The sequence below is a fragment of the Acidobacteriota bacterium genome (genome assembly GCA_040756905.1).
GTDB lineage: Bacteria > Acidobacteriota > Aminicenantia > JBFLYD01 > JBFLYD01 > JBFLYD01.
This window is the reverse complement of sequence record JBFLYD010000069.1, coordinates 15,318-36,544: the sequence shown is the minus strand read 5'-3', so window position 1 is coordinate 36,544 and position 21,227 is coordinate 15,318. Positions and strand designations below refer to the sequence as shown.

The window sequence follows — 21,227 nt, the reverse complement described above, 5'->3', positions numbered from 1 at the left end:
TTACTTGCTCAATAATTCCTTTTTATTCATAATCATTTTGTATAAATCAAGAGTTTTTTCAATCATTGAGTCTAAAGAAAATAATTTTTCAGCCCTATTTAATCCTTTTTTGCCCATTTGTTTCATTCTCTCAGGATTTTTATAAAGAAGATAAATCGCATCGGCTAAAGCCTGAGGATCTTTTGGAGTGACGAGAATTCCATTGACACCATCCTCAACAGCTTCTGGGATTCCTCCTGTGTTTGTAGCAATTATTGGAATTGATGAAGCCATCGCATCTAAAAGAGAAGTGCAGAGGCCCTCTAAATAGGAAGAGAGAACAAAGAGGTCGATGGATTTTAAAAATCGAGGGATGTGTTCAATGAATCCAAGAAATTTAACAACATCATCAACTTTTAAATTTTTTGATAAATTTATCAGAGAATTTCTGAGTTTGCCATCACCTGCAATAAGAATTTCAAAATTATCAATTCTTTCCTTCAATATTTTTGCTGCCTGGAGTAAATATTTATGGCCTTTGTGGTCAGAGAGAGAGGCTATATTTCCTATTAAGAAATAATTCTTTTTAAATTCTAATTTTTCCCGCCAGTAATTCTTATCGCCCTCTAATTTAAATTTATTCAGGTCAATTCCACTGTAGATTGTATGGATAATATTTTCTTTGATCCCATCTTTTAACAGGACTTCCTTTATTCCCTTTGAGACCGTAATGATAGTATCTATTCCATTTATATATTTGAATCTTTTAAAGAGGGTTTTTTTTATTGGGAAATCGACTCTTCGAGAAATTATTTTTATAGGTACTTTTTTAAAACAAGCTGCTAATTTTCCAATGGTTATTGAATGGGAATCATGAAAGTGAACGATATGGGGTGATTCTATTGAATAAATTTTTGCTAATTTAAGAGTGGCTATTAAGTCATACTCTCCTTTTATTTTCAACCCGTATGGGAATACATTTTCTTCTATTGCCTTTCGATAGAGAGGAGAATCTGTTCGGCATACGATTTTTGAGTCAAGCCCTCTAACTTTAAGGCCTTTTGCCAGATTTAATGTCTGGGCCTGGCCTCCTCTCCATGCTTTTCCAGTATCAATGTGAAGGACTCTTATCATTTTTTGTTCTATTCATTTCCCATAATTTCACGTATTTTAAGAAGATGTAAACTGAAGACAGGATTGAAATTATTAAACCCTGGATTCCATCAAAAATTCCCCCGCGCAGGAGATAAAACCTTATAAATGTGAGTGGAATCGAAAATAAAGCAAGAATTATGTTGCTTTTTTTTCTTTCTTCAAACATTTTTTGGGCTGATAAACTGGAATAACTATTTATTCTTTTTACATGGTCTGAGATATTTCTGTAAGAGTAATGAAGGATATTATTTTTGAGTTTTCCTGCTTTTCCTCTTAAAATTAATGATTCATGAACATATTCGCCTTCCCAGTTAGCCTTTTCTTTTCTGAACAATCTCAGTTTCCTGTCTGGGTACCAACCAGAATGTTTTATCCATTTTCCAAGGTAGTAATTTTTTCTTTTTATAAAAAATCCATCCTCTTCAGGCTCTGTTTTCTTCAGTGTTAAAATCTCATTTCTCAATTCCTCAGAAATTCTTTCATCGGCATCAATGCTAAGAATCCATGGAAAAGAAGCTTTTGAGATTGCGAAATTTTTTTGGTTTGAATAATCTGCCCATTCTTTTAGAAAAATCCTCGCTCCCGATGATTTAGCAATTTCGATAGTTTTATCTTTACTGAAAGAATCGACCACAATAATTTCATCAGCAATTTTCTCGATGCTTTTCAATGTTTCAGGAAGTCTGTTCTCTTCGTTATGGGTAATAATACAGACGGAAATTTTCATCTAAAAGATATTAACATAAATTTGATTGTAGAAAAATAGAAAAGGGTGAGAATTATTTATTTTATTATTTCATTAAATTTTATGTTATGAGCTTCAAGGGATTTTCCCATTGCTTTATTGAGTTTTGCAATTGAAAGGTTGTAATCGATTATTGCTTTTAACTCAGATGTTTGGGCTATCGAAAGGTCTCTCTGGAACTGAAGTACCTGATAGTTGGTGCTCAGCCCCACATTCAATTTTTTCTGTTCTGCCTCCAATTTTTTCTCAGCCAATTCCCTTGCTTTTTTTGTTGCATCAAGCTTTTTAAGGTTGGCCTCAATTTCCCTAACAGCTGTTCTTACATCTAAGTTGATCGTCTGTTCTAAGCTTTTAATTCTTAAGAGGGATTGGGATAGTTCCAGTTGAGACCTTGCAAGGTCAGCTTTTATAGGAGCGGTGAAAAGAGGGTATGAAATGTTTAAAGCTACATAATAATTTTTATATAGAGCTTTCAACGCATCTTTAATAGAATCAGTTGTGGAACCTTCTATTTTTCCAATTATTTTTCCAAAAAAAGGATTATTATTTTCATAAATTACCATATCTCCTGATCTCCCTGTGCTCCATACGGAACCTGTTAGATCAAGAGATGGTAGAAGCTGATTTTTATAAAATTTTATGTTAATGTTGTTATTTTCAACATCGATTTTTAACTGTTCCAGCTCAGGCCTTGTTGAAATTGCGGTCTCGATACATTTATCAAGGTCGATTGCCATTTTTTCAAAGCTTGGTTTGCTTGTTGGGACTATTTCAACTTCCCATTTTTCTTCCTCTCCAGGGAGATTTATTATTTTTTTGAGTTGATCCTGCCATAGTTTTACCTGGGTTTCGGATGATAAAATGTCAACCTCTCTATTTGCAACTTCTGCTTCTGCGACAAGAATTTCTATAGGGGCAAGTGTTCCGATTTTAACCTGGATTCTGTTCTGTTCAAGGAGATCCTGTGCTAATTTTAATGATTGTCTTTTGACCTTCAATTCCTCGATAGCAAAAACGAGATTCCAGTAAGCTTCCTGAACCTGGTAGATTAAATCATTTAGTTTTGATTTAACCTGGGCAACGGAAATTTCTTTATTGTTCTGAGCGACTTTAATTTCCTTGGTATTTATCGCTTCTCCAAAATTCCTTAATAGTGGTTGTATAATGTTTACTCTTAACTGACTTGTATAGTTTGGATTATAATCATAGAACCTACTATTGGTGCTGAATATATTGTTATTGAGTGAAACTTGGACATTTGTTCCTAAATTAAATCTTTTTTGAAACGAAAATGAAAAATTTTTTGTGTCCTGAGTGGATACCCTAGCTCCTTCTAAAACAGAAGTGGAGGGTTGATTCATTTGCTGATATGTAGAATTTAAAGAGAAATTTGGGGAAAAAATTCCTTCGCTTTTCAATATTAACGCATCAGATATTTTTGGGGTGAAAATTTCAACGTTTATATCCAGATTGTTTTTCAGGGCTTTTATAATGGAGTCTTCAAGGGATAGCTCTCGTATTTGTTTTTGTTCTTGGGAATAAGAAAATAATGAAAAACATATAATTAAAATTGTTAGAAAGCTAAATCTAATTCTTTTCATTCAAACCTCCTCTTATCAAAATATAATACGATTTGCTCTTCTCTAAAGTTTCAAAGATTTAAATTTTTGTATTTATTAAGATTTAATATTTCTACTTTTAGATTAATAATTTTTCTATTTTTTATATAAACTTTTATTTTTAATTTTCTATTATTTTTCTTTTTTTAGATTTTTACTCATGCCGTTAAAACTTGATGTCCCTAATATATATTCCCCGCCATAGAAAATTGGATTTCAAAATAAGTAGTTGTAACAGCAATAATTACCTTTTCCTTGCAACTGTCTACTAACTGCTGTCCTTTGTTTTTCCGCCTCCCCCTTCTCTTCCTCCGCCTCCTTTAGAGGATGAGCCTCCTCCTGAAGAGCCAGAAGATCCTGAAGAGCCTGCTGAGCCACCTCCCCCTGAACCTCCTGAGCCTGCTGAATGGCCTCCTCTATGCCGATTTGTCCATCTTTTGGAAGATTCAAAGTGTTTTTCCCAATCAATGTTTTTTCTATTGTTATTAAACTTTTCCACTTTCCATTTGGCTATGTTTTCTATTGGTTTTGAAAATCCAACATCAGGTTTTATATGAGTATAAGATTCTTTAATTGTGACTTTAGGAGTTTTAACAGAGTCTCTTGCCTGAATATTTTTGATATTTCTATCCATTGGAGTTTCATAGATAATCTGTATTTTTCCTGAATTGATTAATTTATTTTCTTTTAAGGTTCTGATCAATTCTTCTGGTGGAGAATTACTGCTATTCTTTTCTATATCTTTTTTGTCAATTTTATTTTTTATATCTTTATATCTGAGATATTCGGTTATTTCACCGGTTTTATGAATTCTATCTTTTTCAATGAATACATATTTTTCAATGTCTTCTTCAGGTTTTGTACCAGGCTTTTTTATGGCATCTTTTCTTAATCTCGGTCTCCAGTTGTCCCAAAATTTATCTGACCAATAGTAAGGCTTCCAGGTCGCTCTCTGATAATCCCAGTAAGTCCATGGACGCCATCCATAGTAAGGGCCAAACCAGCCCCAGTAGACCCAGCTTGGAGCCCAGTAACTATAAGGAATCCATATCCAACCCCATTTTGAGGTCCAATGCCAGTAACCATAATGATAAGGAATCCATCCCCACATGTAAGGAGAAACCCAATAAGGGTACCCGCCATACATATACCAGTAGCCATAGTAATAGGGATGCCAGTAGTAGTCTAAATAATATGGTCTCCATCCATACAATCCAAGTTCATCAATGTAACTCCAGTATCCATAGTTATTGAACATCCCTGAAAAGCTTCTCAATGACTTGGGAAGATAATTTCCCTCATGAGTTTCATTGTAATGGGTGTTGATGTATTCATTCCAAATTTCAAAATCTGAATATTCACTGTATTCTTGTTCTTGGACTTTATTGTCGAGAGTAATAAGAAATGCTTTTTTCTTTTTCATTTCAAAAGTCTGTGTCTCTTTTTTCTCATCTAAATATCTTACCTGGACTTTTCCATTTTTAACCTGAATGAAAGTACCATCCTCTTTTTTAGCGATTATGCTAACAGTATGATTTTTGAGTAAAATCCCAGCATTTTCTGTCATTATCTGAAACATTTCAAAGGCTCTGTAACCACTGTGCATAACATATAATCTGCCTTCTTTGAGAATAAACGACGAAACATCGAGTTTTATTTCCTTATTTTCTCTGAGGATTGATTCAATTTCCAGCTCTGTATTTAAGTCAAGCCTTATGACAGTTCCATTATCAAATTGGATTTCGCACCTTCCTTCTTTTCCAGTTAGTATTATGTCTCCTTCTCCAACCGGCAAATTCAGAGTTGCATCTTCATATACATCGTAATCAGTTCTGTAAACTTTTGTTCCTTTTTCTGCATAACTTATATGACCGTAGTAATAGTTATATTTTTCGAAGGAACTGGAATAAGAAATAAGCATCAAAAGACAGAGGGGGATTAGAAAAGCTATATATTTTTTCATCTTTTCCCTCCATTAATAATATAATATTGTTAAAATTAAATTTCAAGTAATAAAAAAATTAACGTGTCTATTGTCTCACCTTGCTTTCCAGTGGTCAATTGTGTGTATCAAGATCAATTCTAAATATTCAAATTGACCAAACTTCTTTTCTTGCTAATGAGAACGTATTTAATTTTAATACATTTCTGCCCCCTCATCCCCCTCTCCCCTAAAGGATAACAGAGTAGACATATTGAATATGCAGATGAAGGAACAGTATTTTTTGATGGGATAGGAAACCTCTCTTTAGATCTTCAGTCAAAACTTCTTCAAGCTGTAGAGGAAAGATGCTTCACAAGAGTCGGTGAGAATGAAGAAAGGAGGACTGATTGCCGATTGTCAGTTGGAAGAGAAAAAGGCAAATATGTAAAAGTTATAAGAGATTTTGGTTAAAAATGTTAATTTTGTTTTGTAGAATTATTGAGGAAAACCCTCAATATTTAATTTACTTAAAAAGAACATTGAAAAAGAAGTAAAATATACTAATATATATTTTGGTGAAATGAAAAAAGAGGAAGGGAAAAAATGAAAGGGAGAAAAAAGATAATTTTTGTTTTTCTTTTAATTAATGTTTTCACTCTATTTTCGCAAGAATATTATTTAGGAAATAGAGCAAGATTTGAATGTGACCTAGTGTTAGGAAAAGATGAAAAGGATGAAAATTATATGTTTGCTGAAATAAATGATGTTAAAGTTGGAAAGAGCGAAAATATTTTTGTACTTGACAGGAAAAACTGCAGAGTTCAAGTTTATGATAAAAATGGAAAATTCCTTAAAGGCATAGGAAGGAAAGGTCAGGGACCAGGTGAATTTTTTGTACCCTCATTTATATCTCTTGATAAAAATGAAAGGCTATTTGTAGTTGATTATAGAAAAGTTCACATTTTTGATGAAAAAGGAGAGTTTATAAAAACATTTAAGATTGATTTCCGAGCCTATAATATCTGCGTAATAGAAGACAAGATCTTACTGTTGGGCTATAAAAACGACAAAATATTTCATTATTTTGATTTCAATGGAAATTATTTAGAATCATTCGGGAATATTTCAATGTTTACTCCAGAATCTCAACCAATTAAATACAAGGAATATTATGAGTTAATGGTGCCCATGGGGTTTATTGTTCTCAAAGATAATATTTATGTAGTAAATCAATTCGAGTACAAGATAGTCATATTTAAAGATAAAAAGCTCGTTGATAAAATAGAGAGATCTTCCTCGTATTTTCCTAAAAGAAAAATAGTAGAAAGAACCTATGAAAGAGGGGTTAGTTTAGGGGTAGAGCCTTGGTTGTTTTGTTTTATTTCAGGTCATAAGAATAGGATTTATATATCATTACTTACATCTAATGGAAATGTGATAGATATATTCAAAGACAAAGAGTACATAGGATCAATAAAAACCAATGAGTCTATTTTAGGGGTTGATGAAAAAGGGAGGTTATATCTGGCTGATAATACAGATATACCAATATTAAAAAGATGTAAACTTACAATAAAATAGTGCTGCACTTAAATATCGAAAACTTGAAAGAATAAATGGAGAAGTAAAGATGATAACTTCAAAAAACAATAAAGAGATATAAACTTTTAGCTCCTAAAAAGTAGAGTAAGGAAGCTATATTGGGAATCACAAAAACAAATAAATGAGGCAGAAAAAAATGACTTACAAAATTTTGCAATTTTGTCTAAATAATAAAAAACATGACAAATGAAAATAGAGGTCTTAAATATAAATTTTCCGATTTACCTGAAATGAGAGGTATTCTAAACCATGTTTATATAAGATTGACAAATGCTTGTAACTCGAGGTGTATTCACTGTTCAGTAGATGCAGGGCAAAGATTAAAAGAAGAATTGAAGAAAGAAGAGATATTTGATCTTGTCGATCAGATATATAGGATGATGGTACCAAGGGTAACTTTTACTGGTGGAGAGCCTACCTTGGTTAATTATTTACCTGAACTGATAAAATATGCAAGTAATAAACCTATGAAAACGCATTTAATGACAAATGGCTACAAAATCGATGAATCATATGCTGAACTATTAGTAAAAAATAATTTAGTGCATATTAATATAAGCTTAGATGGAGCAGGTGAGAAAACCCACGATACTTTTCGAGGTCTAAAAGGTTCGTTTAAAAAAGCAATTAAAGCAATTAGAATATTTAAGGATTTAAATATTTATGTTGAGACAACAACTGTAATTCATGAGGGGAATCGTAATGAAGTCATAGATATTATAAATCTCGGGAAATCTCTGAAAGTAGATAATATGAAATTTCTTCCAATTACGCCCTTTAAAAGAGGGAAATATTGTAATTTTGAAGATTCTTTAACTTATTATATAAACAACTTGAGGAATTTTTTATTTGCATATGATAATATTTATAATAAGCTTATTAAAAAAGACTTGAGTAAAAAACTGCAGAAAGAAGATCTCTTTCGCTGTAACGCTGGCACTGGAATTATTGCAATATCACCCCAAGGGGATGTTTTCCCTTGCAACAATCTTGAAAATATTGTATTAGGAAATATTAGGGCCAAAAGATTAATTGAAATTTACAACGAATCGAGTAATGTTAATGATGTATTTAATGCACTTTCAATCCGAAATTCTGAATGCGAAAGCTGTAAAATTCTTGATTATTGTCATGGTGGATGTGCAATGCTTGCATATAGCTACCACGGAGATTACAAAAAATGTGATATAACAAGAAAGCCATACGTTCTTGAATTAATGAAAGATTACAATAAAGGTGAATTATGAAACAGAAAAAATTATTTCTTTTCGCAACAATAGCTATTTTTTCTTCATTCCTTTCTTCCTATGAAGAAAAAGTTATAAATATCGTTGGGAAAATCTCAATGTTTAAAGCATATAAAAATTGTCTTTACTTTCTAAATTCAAGCGAAGGAAACATTTGGAGATTTGACCAAGAGCTGAAACTTTTAAATAAAATTGGAGAAAAGGGCGAAGGTCCTGGTGAAGTATCTAATCTTTCCAACTTCAATTTTTTAGAAGACAAGATTTACACTTTTTCCCGCAATAGACTTTTAATTTTTGGTTTGGATGGGACTTTATTGAACGAAGTAAAAATTCCACCTACTAACAATTTCTATCTCCTTTTAAAAAACGGCAACTTTATAGAAAAAACTAGAGATTTTTCATATGAAAAAGGAAAAACCATAATCCAAAAAATAAGATTCCTTGATAAAGATTTCAATCAAATAATTGAGATTTTAGATGAGCGTTTAGAAGTCACACCAGGCTACCAATTTGAAGCAATAGAACCATTTATCAGTGTTAAATATTCGGATAAGACCGATCTTGTATACATTTCGAATCCTGTAAGAGATTTTCTAATTATGATTTTCGATGAAAATGGAAAACAGATCGGTAAAGTATTCAAGCATTGTGAAAGAATAAAAGTAAGAAAAGAATACAAAGAAAAATTCGCTGAAACCCTTATTCATGATCCTCACATAACAAGCAAACAAATGGCTGATGCGTTTTTAAAACAACTGCACTTTCCAAAATATTTTCCACCGTTCCATAGCTTCTTTCTGGACGATGAAGGCAATGTTTATATAAGAACTTATAAGAAAAAAAATAATAAAACAATATTTGAAAAATATTCCCCAAAGGGAATCTTCTTAAGAGAATACCTTTTGGAGGATAAATACATTAATATTGTAGATTCCCACCTTTTTATTTCCTTCTCAGCAGGTAATTATTATTATTTATATGAAGATGAAAATGGCGATTATATTTCATACCGGGAAAAACTGTATAAGCATTTCCCAACTCGGATTCAAAGATAAAATTGAGGCTCAAATAGGAAAGGATGAGGGTTCATGAAAGATTTCTATAATGACCTGTTTTTTATGTATATAGACAAATATGATAAATTAAGTAAGATATTTTAAGGACTGCACCCCTTCTCGGGAACTTCTTCAGGCTCAAAAAGATTCATAATTTTTATTCCATTTAAATTTTTGCCATATTTTAATTTTTTGGATTCTGGTACCTCCTATATACTTGTAAACCTCAGCTCAAGATAGAATTCCTGCCCTTACATAAGGGTTTTTCATTTTAAAATTCCTTCGAGTTTAAGGAGTTTCTTTTTTCTCCACAATCCTCCGGAGAATCCTCCAATAGATCCATCCTTTGCAACTACTCTATGACAGGGAATGATTATAGCTATTGGATTTTTACCCAGTGCATTTCCCACAGCTCTTACTGCTCTTGGTCTTCCAATTTCCTCAGCTATTTGAGAATAAGAACTTTTTTGCCATATGGAATTTTAAAGCAAGCGTTTAAAACATTTCGTTCGAAGGGAGAATTTACAAAACATAAGTCTAAAGTCCCATTAAATTTTTTCCTTTTTTTTGAAAAGTATTCTTCGAGTTGCTTTTCTAATTCGGGAAATCCTTCTTCTTTTTTTATAAATTTTATGTGTTCACCTTTTTTAGAAGAAATTTCCCTGGACCGAGAAAAATTTTCAAATGATACCAAACAGATTCCTTTCTCAGTCATGCCTATATAAATTTTTCCAACAGGTGTTATTTTTACGAAATAAGAAATTTTCTTTTCAACCATGAACACTAATTTTATATATTTTTTTCTATTTTTAAAAGAAAAAAAGAGTAATTTTATTTTCTTAAGAATTTCATATTTTGGAAGCAAGTAAATGCTACAAAGCTTCCCTTGTTTCCTTAATGGTCAGCTTGACTTTAAAAAATATTAATTATCTAATATAGTGAAATATTATTGTCCATGCCAATGTTTATTACATTGGAAAAGGTTAATTAGAAGTAGGAGGTCAATATGAAAATAAAAGCAAATAGAAGATTGAGATTTTTAATAATTTTAATATTTTCTATTTTTTCAGCTTCGGTTTTCGGAAATGGGTTAAATTTAAATAGTTTAGGCTCAAAAGCATTAAGTATGGGTGGAGCTTTTGTTGGATTGGCTAATGATTTTAGTGCTGTGTACTGGAATCCCGCTGGAATTGCTCAATTTGATAGCAAATATTCCGGATTTTATTTAACAGATGTTATACCTTCTGGTAACTATAAATATTCCATTTCAGAAATGACTTTAGTCGATACAAATTTCACAAAGCATTACTTTTCAGGTTTAGCTGCTTATTATTACCCATTGGCTGATAAATTGATGGGAGGGATTGGGATATATGCCCCCTCAAATTTAGGTTCAGAATGGACTGGAGCTGATCTGAAAGCCTTAACAAAAGGAAAAACTGTTGATTGGATGAGTAGAATTGGTTTGATATCAATTTCTCCTGTGGTAGCTTACAAAATCAGTGAGAGACTGTTTATTGGTGCGACTTTAAATATAAATTATGGAGCGATGGAATTAAAAACAGTTGCCGGTGGTGAACAATACTCTGAAGAATCAAGTGGATGGGGTATTGGAACAACTCTTGGGATTTTAGCAAAACCCAATGATATGATAAGTTTGGGACTTACATTCAAAACAGCCAGTAAGTTAAGTTTTGAAGGTGAAGCAGTAATGTTGGCCCTTCCAGTACATTTAGGGGTTTCTCCTAAATCGGACTTTGAACGCGATATTACATGGCCAATGTGGCTCGGAGGAGGGATAGCTATTAAACCTTTCCATAATTTTACTTTAACCGCTGATATCCAGTGGACTCAATGGAGTATAGAAGACATAGTAATCACAGATTATAAAGCTATGACATGGAATATTATATTTAGGTTAACTCCAGAAAAAGAAGAGGAGATGAAATTCTTATGGGTAGATAGGACTCAAATTCGTTTTGGTTCTGAGTATCTTATAAATGGGAAAATTGCTTTGAGAGGTGGATATTACTATGATCCCACCCCTGTCCCTGATGAGACTATGAATATTTTACTTCCAAGCTTTACTTTTAACGGAATTACATTCGGATTAGGATACAAAAAAGATAGATTCCAGTTGGATTTTGGGCTTGAATATCTAATGGGCAAAGAAAGGAAGGATATAAAGCCAACAGAAGAAAATATGCCCGGTACTTATGGAATGAATATTGTAATTCCTACTATCTCGATAAGCTTTAAATTTTAAATATATTTTCTTCATTCTAAATGAGAAAGATTTATTTTATCTTTTTGCTCTTTCTTTTGTTTATTTGTTCAATATATGCAAAAGAAACTGGCGAGATCAGCGGTAAGATTGTAGATGAGGAAGGTAATCCTTTGCCAGGGGTAGTGGTTACAGCCAAAAGCCCTAAACTCCAGGGACAAAGAGATACTATTACCGAACAAGATGGTTCCTTTACATTCCCTCTCTTACCTGTTGGAACATACACTTTGATCTATGAACTTCCAGGGTTTGCTACAATTGTTCAAGACAATGTCATAGTTCAATTGGGAATGGTAACCTCCTTAAAGATAGTCATGAGACCAGCAAAAATTGAAGAAAAAGTCTTGGTTGTAGCTGAAACACCATTAATTGATAAAACCTCCACTGATACCAGTTATAGAATAAGTTCAGAAGATTTAGCAATTATTCCTTCCCAGGCTAGAACTGTACCAGATGTGGTTAAATTTACTCCAGGAGTAACTGGAGTAAGATCAAATACTCGACGGGGAACAGCTGAAGTAGGATTGCCAAGTTTTAGAGGGGAGGGTGAGGAAGGCAACAATTGGTTAGTAGATGGTCTTTCTATGAGAGGTGTTAGACTAAACAATGCTGGGATACGAGTTAACTATGATGCTATTGATGAAATTCAGATTATTTCCGATCCTTTCAGCCCTGATCTGGCTTCCACCTTTGGAGGGATAGTAAATGCTGTCACAAAAACAGGAGGTAATGATTTTCATGGTGAACTGGTACTCCTTCTTAGAGATAAAAAATTGCAAGCTTCGAGAGAGACGCAATTATCTATTGCCTCTGAACCGGAGAGATTTTCAAGATATAATTGGTATTTGAATTTTGGTGGACCAATTGTCAAAGATAGATTATGGTTCTTTTTTTCCAACAACATTTTTATTGATCAGGATGTTACTAAGGAGAATTATATTGACTATCTATACATTTCTAAGGGAAGTCAGAGTCTAAAAACCAATAATTTCTTCGGAAAATTATCTTGGGCTTTAACAAATAATCATAACATTTCCTTCAGCAGTGCATATAACAGACCATTTAAACAAAGGGGAGGTATTGGTAGACCCGAGCTCTATAAAATAGATTTCTTTACTGATTATATGTACCGTTTTAATTATAAAGGAATTATTTCTTCTAACACGTTTGTAGAAGCCTCTCTGGGACAGGTAAAGATTGAGTCGTTAATCAGACCTAAGGATGATGATTTGGGTCCGGCCTTATATTTCATTGAAGATGTAGCCCAGAATGTTAACAATTCCTTGGGAAAAGTAATAGATAATGAGCGAAGAGCCGATCTCACTCTTAGACTTACCCATTATCTTAATACAAGAGGTCTTGGAGAGCATGAAGTTGGATTGGGATTTGAATATTATAGGGTTTCTTCTGAGTTTAGAGTGGATTTCTCAGGTAAAGATGAAGATCCTTTTCCAGAAAATGGATTTGATAGCGGGACTAAATATTATTTTGACACCTGGAGAAATAATAGGGGGACTCCCACATTCTTATGGGAATACGGGCCTTTTAATTTTGTTAATTCAATTCGAGGGATAGGTTTATATTTTAAGGATAAAATAACCTGGGATCGATTTACCTTGATGCTGGGATTTAGAAGTGCTACTCAGATAAATTATAATGACAAAGGAAAAGAACTCTGGAAGTGGGATTTAAGAGATTTTCTTTCACCAAGGGCTTCCCTCGCAATAGATTTAGCCAGGGATGGGAAAAACATCCTAAAATTAGGCTGGGGAAAGTTCTCTGATGTAACAACTACTATGCATCTGGGATTTTTTAATCCTCAGGCACCTATTCAATTTAGAAGGTATGGATGGATAGGCCCTTTAAACCCTGATAGAAATCAATTGCACAATCCAATGAATTGGAAGTTTATCAATGAAGAGCATCAAGGTCCTTTTGAGATTTCCGGTAATTTAAAACCAAATTTTCTTACTAAATATTTAGTGGAATTTGATAGAAAACTGGGTGCAAATTGGGCCTTAAAAACTCGTTTTGTCCGGTCTCAGGCAAAGGATCTCCTGGAACTTCTTGGAGTATTCGATCCATCACCTCCCTATTATAAATTCATCTTTGATAACTTTGAGTATAAAAGAAGGGATTATAAAGGGTTTGAAATAGAAGTTAATGGAAAAATCAGGGAGAAATTCGTCCTTAATGCCTCTTATTCATACGCATCTGCTAAAGGGACAAACCCTGGCCAGGTAGAAACTGGCTCATGGAGTCAGGAGGAGGGGAGTACCTATTATGTCGGTCTTTTTGGAAATCACATTTTTGTCCCTGATCTACCTGAATTGCGAGAATTGAAGAAGCTGTTTGACTGGGGATTAGGGGGTTTAGGAGGGAGAGAAATCGGCGATGAAGGTTGGTATGGGAAACTTCCTTACAGTGTGGATCATAATGTTAAAATGAACATTGTATATTTCGCACCGTTTGAGATTGCTTTTTCTACAGCTTTAGAATGGATTTCAGGCTATCATTGGGAAAAATTAGGTCTGGTTCCTTTTTTTGGCTATTATGCATTTCCAGAAGGACGGGGCTCCAGAGAAACTCCTTCCCATCTTTATGTGGATGTTGGAGTTGAAAAAAGGCTTTTACTATCCGATTTTTTTAAAATTTTTCCAGAGAATTTGATCTTTGATGTACGATTGGATGTTTTCAACCTGCTTAATAGTCAAAAACCAATATCATTTGTGAAAGAGGATACAATTGTTTTTGGACATGTCTGGGCCAGACAAGAACCCCGCCAAGCCCGCATAGCTATTAAATTTAAGTGGTAACTTCCCCCTTCGCTCACGGGATAGTTGACTTCTTCACTTTACGACTTAATAAGAGCTTGACAAATGTTTAAATAAAAAATATTATATAAATGGTTGTTTATATATTTATATGAAAGAAATAGTGGATGCCTTAAAAGCTTTAGCAGATGAGCAAAGGCTAAGAATAATAAATGTGCTCATGGATAATGAATTGTGTGTATGTGAAATTCGAGGGTCTTTGCGAATTTCACAACCTCTAATTTCTCATCACCTTTCGATTTTGAGAAATGCAGGGGTTTTATCAACAAAGAAGAGAGGACAGTGGGTTTATTATTTTGTTGATAAAAAGAACATAAAAAAAATTCAAAAGTTAATTCTTTTATCTTTAAAAGAGATGAAAAACCAAAAGCCATTTTCAGACGATGAGGAGAGGTTAAAAAAATGTTTAATCGGAGCTATTTCTCGCAAATGTAAAAAAAATGGAGAGGCAAGAATATGTCCAAACGAAAACATGAAAAGGGAGGCTAAACAATGGAAATGAACGGAAATTTATTAAGAATTGAAAATTTAAAAATTGAAGTCGAAGGGAAAGAAATCTTAAAAGGTATAAATCTTTCGATTAATAAAGGAGAGATTCATGCCTTGATGGGCCCAAATGGCACAGGAAAGAGCACCCTTGCATTCACTCTTATGGGTCATCCAAGGTATGAAATTAAAGAGGGTAGTATATTTTATTTGAATGAGGATTTAACAAAGTTGAATACTTCTCAGAGAGCAAAAAAAGGCATCTTTATGGCATTTCAATATCCTGAAGAAATTCCCGGGGTTTCTTTGGAGAGCTTTCTAAGAAATACATACAATTCAAAGAATGGAAAAGAAATCTCTTTTCTTGAATTTAGAAAAATCCTGAAAGAAAAGATGAAGTTTCTTGAAATGGATGATGTTTTTTTGAAAAGATATGTAAATGAAGGTTTTTCAGGGGGGGAGAAGAAACGAAACGAAATATTGCAAATGGCAGTTTTTGAACCGACCCTTGCAATTCTCGATGAGACAGACTCAGGGCTTGATATCGATTCATTAAAAATAGTATCGATGGGAATTAACAAATTGATGAATCCAGAGCTTGGCATTTTGATAATCACTCACTATCAGAGAATCTTGAATTTCATTAAGCCTGATTTTGTTCATATATTAATGGATGGAAAAATAGTAAAATCAGGAAGGGAAGAACTTTCTAAAATGCTTGAAGAGAAAGGATATGATTGGGTGAGAAAAGAACTGAATAGTCAAAGATTATAAAGAGTTTATGGGATGAATAAAAAAATATTTGAGATAGGGAAAAAATTTATTGATATACCAAATCCTGAAGAATATTCTTACAGGGCAAAAAAAGGCTTATCCAGAGAGATAATAGAGGAAATCTCATATATAAAAAATGAACCAGATTGGATGAGAGAAAAGAGATTGAGAGCTTATGAGATATTCATAAAAAAGCCAATGCCAAATTTTGGCCCTGATTTATCAGGTCTTAATTTTGATGATATTACTTTTTACATAAGACCAGGTGAAATAAAAGCGAGGAGCTGGGAGGATGTTCCTGAGAACATAAGGAGAACCTATGAAAAACTTGGAATTCCTGAAGCTGAGAGGAAGTTTTTAGCAGGAGTTGTAGCTCAATATGAATCAGAAGCAGTTTATGAAAGCTTGAGAACTCATTTAGAAAATAAAGGGGTAATTTTTTGCGACATGGATACTGCAGTGAAAAATTATCCTGAAATTGTAAAAGAATATTTTATGACAAAATGTGTTCCAGATACAGATAATAAATTTGCCGCCCTTCATGGAGCAGTATGGAGTGGAGGGAGTTTTGTGTATGTTCCAGAAGGAGTTAATGTTCCTTTTCCTCTTCAGAGTTATTTCAGGATGAATGCTGCCCAGAGTGGTCAGTTTGAGCATACCTTGATTATTGCTGAAAAAGGAAGCTATGTCCATTATATAGAGGGATGCACAGCACCTTTTTACAGTCTTTCATCTCTCCATTCAGCAGTTGTTGAAATATTTGTAAAGGAGGATGCAAGAGCAAGATATACAACGATTCAGAACTGGAGCAGGGATGTTTATAATCTGAACACAAAAAGAGCAATTGTTGGAAAAGATGGGATTATTGAATGGGTGGGTGGCTCTCTGGGAAGTGGTATTACAATGCTATACCCCGGATCAGTTCTTGTTGGCAGAGGAGCAAAAGCAGAGCATCTTAATATTGCATTTGCTGGAGAAGGCCAGAGAAAAGATACAGGGGCAAAAGTTATTCATTTAGCCCCCCGCACAAGTTCTGTGGTTGTTTCCAAGAGTATAAGTAAAGATGGAGGCGTTTCCACATACAGAGGGCTTGTTAAAATTGTTGAGGGAGCTGAGAATTCAAAATGTAGTGTAAGCTGTCAGGGGCTTATCCTTGATGAAAAGTCAAAAGCAGACACAATTCCAATCCTCGAAATTCACACCGATAATGTTGAAGTTGTTCATGAAGCAACAGCTGGAAAAATAAGCGAGGAAAAGATTTTTTATCTTATGAGTCGGGGGCTTTCGGAAGCAGAGGCCACAGCTTTAGTAGTGAGAGGATTCATCGAACCTGTGGCAAGAGAGCTACCTATGGAATATGCAGTGGAATTGAACAGACTTATCCAGCTTGAAATGGAAGGAGCTGTTGGTTGAAATAGTGTCGTGTCACCTAAATGTCTTTCATTATTCTATTGTGACACGACACTTTCCCTATGGGAGAAAGATCTCCTTAGACGCTTCGCTAAGCACACCCCAGACATGGGGAAGTTCCTTCCCCATGCCCCTTCATGGTGCTTCAGAGGAAGTTGTTTGTAATTGAAGATATTTATGAGACAGCACAATAGCTTGAGATGAAAATAGAGCAAGAGATCCTTGAGAAAATATGGAAGGGTAATCCTGAGTGGTTAAGGGAAAAAAGAGAAAATGCTCTTAAGATTTTTCAGGAGTCGAATTTTCCTGTATGGAAAAGATTAAAGTTAGATTTGAATTTTTGGAATGGACTTAAAATTGATTTTGTCAACTTAACCAAGCCGGGATTTTTTATAAAAAGAAAATCTTCATCAACAGAGTCATTTATTTTTACTGATATTTCCGATGCTCTGAAAAATTATCCTGATTTAGTAAAAGAATCCATTGAGAAGATAGAAATTCATGACCAGGAAAAAAAATTGATGTCTTTACTCTGGCTTCTGTGGAGATCAGGAAATTTTTTATTTGTCCCTGAAAGTTCAAAGTTAAAAGAACCAATTTTTTCATGTACAAGAGCCGATTCGGACATTTTTTCTTTTAATCTGATAATAGGAAAGAAAAACAGTGAGTTTGTTTATCTTGATGAAAGTAGAGCAAGGAATAGTAATAAAACAGGCTTTAGAAACTCTTTAACAGTTGTTTTTCTTGATGAAGGAGCTAAAGCTAAATTAATTCATATACAGAACTTAGGAGAAAAATATCTTAATGTATTTTATGGAAAATCTTTTCTTGGAAATAACTCAAGTATTTTATGGAATCTGGAAGAAATTGGCTCAGAAATTTCCTCAATAAACGTTCAGAGCAATTTGAATGGTACAAATTCAAAAGCCAACCTTACTTCAATGTTTATCAGTAAGCAAAATCAGAAAATTGACCATCTCTATGAAGCAATTCATTCAGGGCCTGGAACGGAGAGTTCGATAAGAGTAAAGGGTTCAATTTTTGATGAATCAATGGCGATTTATCGAGCAAATGCCCATATAAAAAAGGGGGCAAGGAAATCTAAAGTTTCTCAGAAAGGTGATATCCTCCTTTTAGGGGAAAAAGCAAAAGCAGATGCAATTCCATCTTTATGGATTGAAGAGGATGATTGTCAGGCATCCCATGGGGCTTCAGTAGCTCCATTGAATTTCCAGAAAGTATTTTATATGATAACTCGTGGATTGGAAAAAAGAGAAGCTAAGAAACTTCTGATAAGAGGATTTTATGATTCATTAATCAGAAATGTTGAAGATGATAGGATAATAAGCAGAATGGAAAGAGTAATCGAAAAAAGACTTACTGATGTTCAATTCTGAGCTAAACAATTAATTTTGAGGGGTAATAAATGAATGTGAATGAAATCAGAAAAGATTTCCCAATTTTAAGCGTTCTAATAAGAGGAAAGCCTTTAATTTATTTAGATAATGCAGCAACAACTCAAAAGCCTGTTTCTGTTATTGAAGCCATCTCCGAATACTACAAAGCTCAAAATTCAAATGTTCATAGGGGAATTTATCTACTTTCTGAAGAGGCAACTAAGAATTATGAAGATGCGAGGTTTCGAATTGCAAAGTTTATCAACGCTCCTTCTTTTAAAAATATTATATTTGTGAGAAATACAACTGAAGCTATAAATTTAGTTGCATACGCATGGGCAAGAAAATTTATAGGCGAAGGTGATGAGATTCTTCTCACTGAAATGGAACATCACAGCAATTTGATACCATGGCAGTTTATTTCAAGAGAGAAGAAAGCAAAACTTAAATTTATTCCAGTTCTTGAGGACGGAACTCTTGATTCTGAAAGCATCGAGAAACTACTGACAGAAAAGACAAAAATTGTAGCATTGACTCATATGTCAAACGTATTGGGGACGATTAATCCTGTTAAAGAAATAACTAAATTAGCCCATAAAAATAATTCTCTTGTTCTCATAGATGGCGCTCAATCAGCGCCCCACTTCAAAGTCGATGTTCAGGATATTGATTGTGATTTCTTTGCATTTTCCGGACATAAGATGCTGGGACCAATGGGAATCGGAATTTTATTCGCAAAAGAAAAGATTCTTGAAGAGATGGACCCATTCATGGGAGGAGGCGAGATGATAAGTCAGGTCTGGTATGATAGAGCTACCTTTAATGAATTACCTTGGAAATTTGAAGCAGGAACTCCAAACGTAAGCGGAGCAATTGGTTTAAAGAAAGCAGTGGATTATCTTGAAAAATTAGGAATGGATAATGTTAGAAATATCGAAAGAGAACTTACTTTTTATGCTCTCGAAAAAATGAAAGAACTTGACGATATTATTCTTTATGGGCCGATGAAAGAGGAAATAAGGGGAGGGGTGATATCTTTTAATTTCAGAACTATTCATTCCCATGATGTAGGAACAGTTCTTGATTATGAAGGGATTGCAATCAGAGCAGGGCATCATTGTGCACAGCCATTAATGAGAAAATTGAATGTTCCTGCAACTGTTAGAGCAAGTTTTTACATATACAATGAAAAAGAAGAAATTGATATACTTATGAATGCCTTAAAAAAAGTAAGAGAGATATTCAGTCATGGAATTAGATGAAATTTATAAAGAAGTTATATTAGAACATTATAACAAACCAAAAAATTTTGGAAAGCTTGAACAATCCGATTTAGTTTCCGAAGGAATGAATCCATTGTGTGGAGATGAAATTTATTTAGAACTTGCAATATCTGATGGCAGGATAAAGGATGTTAGATTTACTGGTACAGGATGTTCAATTAGCCGTGCTTCTGCTTCTATGATGACAGAAATAATAAAGGATAAGAGTCTTGAAGAGGTAGAAAATATAATAAAAAAATTTAAAGGAATGCTTCTTGAGAATAGAGATGATGTGGAAGAACTTGGAGATCTTAAAGCTTTAAAAGGTGTGAGAGTGATTCCTGTAAGGATAAAGTGTGCAATTCTTTCTTGGGATGTTCTTGAGCAAGGTTTAAAAGAATATATGGAAAGAAAAAAATCAGAATAGGAAGGGAAAAATTCACGAATTATCTATTACTGAAGAAATTCTGAGGATTTGTCTTGAAGAAGCTAACAGAGCAGGTGCAAAACGTATAATAAAAATAAAATTAAAGATCGGTGAGATTACAAACATTGTCCCTGAATGTGTTAGCTTCTACTTCAATATTTTGAGTAAAGGAAGCATTGCTGGAAATGCAAAGCTTGATATAGAAAAGATTCCCATCAGGGGAAAATGTAAGAACTGTAGAAGAGAGTTTTTTGTGGAAGATTTCGCATTCGTTTGTCCAGAATGTATGAGCAGAGAAGTAGAGATGATTTCAGGAAGAGAACTTACGATTGATTTTATGGAAGTTCAATAATGGCAGTAAAAATCATAAATATTTTTACTGATGTGTTGGAAGAGAATGAAAAAATTGCAGCTTCAAATCGAGAAATTTTTGAAAAAAATAATGTTTTTGCAGTGAATTTAATGAGCGCTCCTGGCGCAGGAAAAACATCTTTAATTGAGAAAACGATAGATTTTTTAAAAAACTCAATAAAAATTGCCGTGTTGGAAGGAGACATCACTTCATCCATTGATTCAGAAAGACTCGAAAAATATCATATTCCAGTAATTCAGATAAATACAGGTGGAGAATGTCATTTAAATGCTTATATGGTAAGTGAAGCTCTACCTCATTTCAAATTCAATGATATAGATCTTTTGATTATTGAAAATGTAGGAAACCTTGTTTGTCCTGCTGAATTCAAAGTAGGAGAGGATATGAAGGTTATGATATTGAGTGTTCCTGAAGGTCATGATAAGCCAAAAAAGTATCCTTTAATGTTTAGAGAATCAAGAGTGCTGATAATAAATAAGATAGACCTTAAAGATTTTTGCGATACCGATTTGGAGGTTTTAAAGAAAAATGCTTTAGAAATAAATCCAAGTCTTGAAATTTTCGAAGTCTCGTGTAAGACAGGGGCAGGTATTGAGGAATGGAGCAACTTCCTCGTTAGAAAAATTAAAAGTTAAATAACACACATTGGAGCAG

Annotated in this window: 20 protein-coding genes; 14 read left to right on the top strand and 6 right to left on the bottom strand. The window is 33.6% G+C overall.

Annotated features, from left to right (window positions below; translation table 11 throughout):
- From AB1410_11930 to AB1410_11915, 4 genes are all read right to left on the bottom strand, one after another.
- Positions 1 to 1,113: a glycosyltransferase family 4 protein gene (locus AB1410_11930; GenBank protein MEW6457410.1), complete on the bottom strand. Its 1,113-nt coding sequence runs from the start codon at positions 1,111 to 1,113 to the stop codon at positions 1 to 3.
- Positions 1,091 to 1,861 (bottom strand): glycosyltransferase family 2 protein, encoded by a 771-nt coding sequence (locus AB1410_11925; protein ID MEW6457409.1) that lies wholly within the window; start codon positions 1,859 to 1,861, stop codon positions 1,091 to 1,093. Before AB1410_11925 ends, AB1410_11930 begins: the two co-directional genes overlap by 23 nt.
- A gap of 56 nt (positions 1,862 to 1,917) precedes the next feature.
- Complete coding sequence (locus AB1410_11920) at positions 1,918 to 3,480, bottom strand: TolC family protein (protein ID MEW6457408.1); 1,563 nt, start codon at positions 3,478 to 3,480, stop codon at positions 1,918 to 1,920.
- Between the two features lie 286 nt (positions 3,481 to 3,766).
- Positions 3,767 to 5,461: a DUF6600 domain-containing protein gene (locus tag AB1410_11915; protein ID MEW6457407.1), complete on the bottom strand. Its 1,695-nt coding sequence runs from the start codon at positions 5,459 to 5,461 to the stop codon at positions 3,767 to 3,769.
- Between the two features lie 231 nt (positions 5,462 to 5,692).
- Between AB1410_11915 and AB1410_11910 the strand changes: the two genes are divergently transcribed.
- The 4 genes from AB1410_11910 to AB1410_11895 all read left to right on the top strand — a co-directional run bounded on the left by AB1410_11910 (position 5,693) and on the right by AB1410_11895 (position 9,326).
- Positions 5,693 to 5,893, top strand: a complete 201-nt coding sequence (locus AB1410_11910) for a sigma 54-interacting transcriptional regulator (protein MEW6457406.1) — start codon at positions 5,693 to 5,695, stop codon at positions 5,891 to 5,893.
- 240 nt (positions 5,894 to 6,133) lie between these two features.
- On the top strand, positions 6,134 to 7,003 hold the full coding sequence (locus AB1410_11905; protein MEW6457405.1) for a 6-bladed beta-propeller: 870 nt from the start codon (positions 6,134 to 6,136) through the stop codon (positions 7,001 to 7,003).
- A gap of 200 nt (positions 7,004 to 7,203) precedes the next feature.
- A complete protein-coding gene (locus AB1410_11900) occupies positions 7,204 to 8,271 on the top strand; it encodes a radical SAM protein (GenBank protein ID MEW6457404.1) in 1,068 nt (355 codons plus the stop codon).
- Positions 8,268 to 9,326: a 6-bladed beta-propeller gene (locus tag AB1410_11895; protein ID MEW6457403.1), complete on the top strand. Its 1,059-nt coding sequence runs from the start codon at positions 8,268 to 8,270 to the stop codon at positions 9,324 to 9,326. The genes AB1410_11900 and AB1410_11895 overlap by 4 nt, the downstream gene beginning before the upstream one ends.
- A 266-nt stretch (positions 9,327 to 9,592) precedes the next feature.
- Here the strand turns inward: AB1410_11895 and AB1410_11890 are convergent, their stop codons facing one another.
- Positions 9,593 to 9,736, bottom strand: coding sequence for an MGMT family protein (locus tag AB1410_11890; GenBank protein MEW6457402.1), 144 nt, complete (start codon positions 9,734 to 9,736; stop codon positions 9,593 to 9,595).
- A gap of 35 nt (positions 9,737 to 9,771) precedes the next feature.
- Positions 9,772 to 10,104 carry a hypothetical protein gene (locus AB1410_11885; GenBank protein MEW6457401.1) on the bottom strand — a complete coding sequence of 111 codons (333 nt, stop codon included), beginning with the start codon at positions 10,102 to 10,104 and terminating at the stop codon, positions 9,772 to 9,774.
- A 228-nt stretch (positions 10,105 to 10,332) separates the two neighbouring features.
- On the opposite strand from AB1410_11885, the gene AB1410_11880 reads away from it, so the two are divergent.
- The 10 genes from AB1410_11880 (at position 10,333) to hypB (ending at position 21,208) form a co-directional block, all read left to right on the top strand.
- Positions 10,333 to 11,592, top strand: coding sequence for an outer membrane protein transport protein (locus tag AB1410_11880; GenBank protein MEW6457400.1), 1,260 nt, complete (start codon positions 10,333 to 10,335; stop codon positions 11,590 to 11,592).
- 20 nt (positions 11,593 to 11,612) lie between these two features.
- Positions 11,613 to 14,426 carry a TonB-dependent receptor gene (locus AB1410_11875; GenBank protein MEW6457399.1) on the top strand — a complete coding sequence of 938 codons (2,814 nt, stop codon included), beginning with the start codon at positions 11,613 to 11,615 and terminating at the stop codon, positions 14,424 to 14,426.
- A 109-nt stretch (positions 14,427 to 14,535) separates the two neighbouring features.
- A complete protein-coding gene (locus tag AB1410_11870) occupies positions 14,536 to 14,946 on the top strand; it encodes a metalloregulator ArsR/SmtB family transcription factor (GenBank protein MEW6457398.1) in 411 nt (136 codons plus the stop codon).
- The gene (gene sufC / locus AB1410_11865) at positions 14,943 to 15,704 is read left to right on the top strand and encodes a Fe-S cluster assembly ATPase SufC (protein MEW6457397.1); all 762 of its coding nucleotides are present in this window, start codon (positions 14,943 to 14,945) and stop codon (positions 15,702 to 15,704) included. The genes AB1410_11870 and sufC overlap by 4 nt, the downstream gene beginning before the upstream one ends.
- 12 nt (positions 15,705 to 15,716) lie before the next feature.
- Positions 15,717 to 17,117 (top strand): Fe-S cluster assembly protein SufB, encoded by a 1,401-nt coding sequence (gene sufB, locus AB1410_11860; protein MEW6457396.1) that lies wholly within the window; start codon positions 15,717 to 15,719, stop codon positions 17,115 to 17,117.
- A gap of 197 nt (positions 17,118 to 17,314) precedes the next feature.
- Positions 17,315 to 18,511, top strand: coding sequence for a SufD family Fe-S cluster assembly protein (locus AB1410_11855; GenBank protein ID MEW6457395.1), 1,197 nt, complete (start codon positions 17,315 to 17,317; stop codon positions 18,509 to 18,511).
- Between the two features lie 29 nt (positions 18,512 to 18,540).
- Positions 18,541 to 19,773, top strand: a complete 1,233-nt coding sequence (locus AB1410_11850; protein MEW6457394.1) for a cysteine desulfurase — start codon at positions 18,541 to 18,543, stop codon at positions 19,771 to 19,773.
- Complete coding sequence (sufU, locus tag AB1410_11845; protein ID MEW6457393.1) at positions 19,760 to 20,200, top strand: Fe-S cluster assembly sulfur transfer protein SufU; 441 nt, start codon at positions 19,760 to 19,762, stop codon at positions 20,198 to 20,200. The genes AB1410_11850 and sufU overlap by 14 nt, the downstream gene beginning before the upstream one ends.
- Positions 20,175 to 20,552, top strand: coding sequence for a hydrogenase maturation nickel metallochaperone HypA (gene hypA / locus AB1410_11840; protein MEW6457392.1), 378 nt, complete (start codon positions 20,175 to 20,177; stop codon positions 20,550 to 20,552). Before sufU ends, hypA begins: the two co-directional genes overlap by 26 nt.
- The gene (gene hypB / locus AB1410_11835; GenBank protein MEW6457391.1) at positions 20,552 to 21,208 is read left to right on the top strand and encodes a hydrogenase nickel incorporation protein HypB; all 657 of its coding nucleotides are present in this window, start codon (positions 20,552 to 20,554) and stop codon (positions 21,206 to 21,208) included. Before hypA ends, hypB begins: the two co-directional genes overlap by 1 nt.
- The last annotated feature ends 19 nt before the right edge of the window (positions 21,209 to 21,227 follow it).

What these genes read in the sequence shown, in the direction of transcription:
- AB1410_11930 (MEW6457410.1), bottom strand. Translation starts at nt 1,113, where the DNA reads ATGATAAGAGTCCTTCACATTGATACTGGAAAAGCATGGAGAGGAGGC.
- AB1410_11925 (MEW6457409.1), bottom strand. Translation starts at nt 1,861, where the DNA reads ATGAAAATTTCCGTCTGTATTATTACCCATAACGAAGAGAACAGACTT.
- AB1410_11920 (MEW6457408.1), bottom strand. Translation starts at nt 3,480, where the DNA reads ATGAAAAGAATTAGATTTAGCTTTCTAACAATTTTAATTATATGTTTT.
- AB1410_11915 (MEW6457407.1), bottom strand. Translation starts at nt 5,461, where the DNA reads ATGAAAAAATATATAGCTTTTCTAATCCCCCTCTGTCTTTTGATGCTT.
- AB1410_11900 (MEW6457404.1), top strand. Translation starts at nt 7,204, where the DNA reads ATGACAAATGAAAATAGAGGTCTTAAATATAAATTTTCCGATTTACCT.
- AB1410_11895 (MEW6457403.1), top strand. Translation starts at nt 8,268, where the DNA reads ATGAAACAGAAAAAATTATTTCTTTTCGCAACAATAGCTATTTTTTCT.
- AB1410_11885 (MEW6457401.1), bottom strand. Translation starts at nt 10,104, where the DNA reads ATGGTTGAAAAGAAAATTTCTTATTTCGTAAAAATAACACCTGTTGGA.
- AB1410_11880 (MEW6457400.1), top strand. Translation starts at nt 10,333, where the DNA reads ATGAAAATAAAAGCAAATAGAAGATTGAGATTTTTAATAATTTTAATA.
- AB1410_11875 (MEW6457399.1), top strand. Translation starts at nt 11,613, where the DNA reads ATGAGAAAGATTTATTTTATCTTTTTGCTCTTTCTTTTGTTTATTTGT.
- AB1410_11870 (MEW6457398.1), top strand. Translation starts at nt 14,536, where the DNA reads ATGAAAGAAATAGTGGATGCCTTAAAAGCTTTAGCAGATGAGCAAAGG.
- sufC (MEW6457397.1), top strand. Translation starts at nt 14,943, where the DNA reads ATGAACGGAAATTTATTAAGAATTGAAAATTTAAAAATTGAAGTCGAA.
- sufB (MEW6457396.1), top strand. Translation starts at nt 15,717, where the DNA reads ATGAATAAAAAAATATTTGAGATAGGGAAAAAATTTATTGATATACCA.
- AB1410_11855 (MEW6457395.1), top strand. Translation starts at nt 17,315, where the DNA reads ATGAAAATAGAGCAAGAGATCCTTGAGAAAATATGGAAGGGTAATCCT.
- AB1410_11850 (MEW6457394.1), top strand. Translation starts at nt 18,541, where the DNA reads ATGAATGTGAATGAAATCAGAAAAGATTTCCCAATTTTAAGCGTTCTA.
- sufU (MEW6457393.1), top strand. Translation starts at nt 19,760, where the DNA reads ATGGAATTAGATGAAATTTATAAAGAAGTTATATTAGAACATTATAAC.
- hypB (MEW6457391.1), top strand. Translation starts at nt 20,552, where the DNA reads ATGGCAGTAAAAATCATAAATATTTTTACTGATGTGTTGGAAGAGAAT.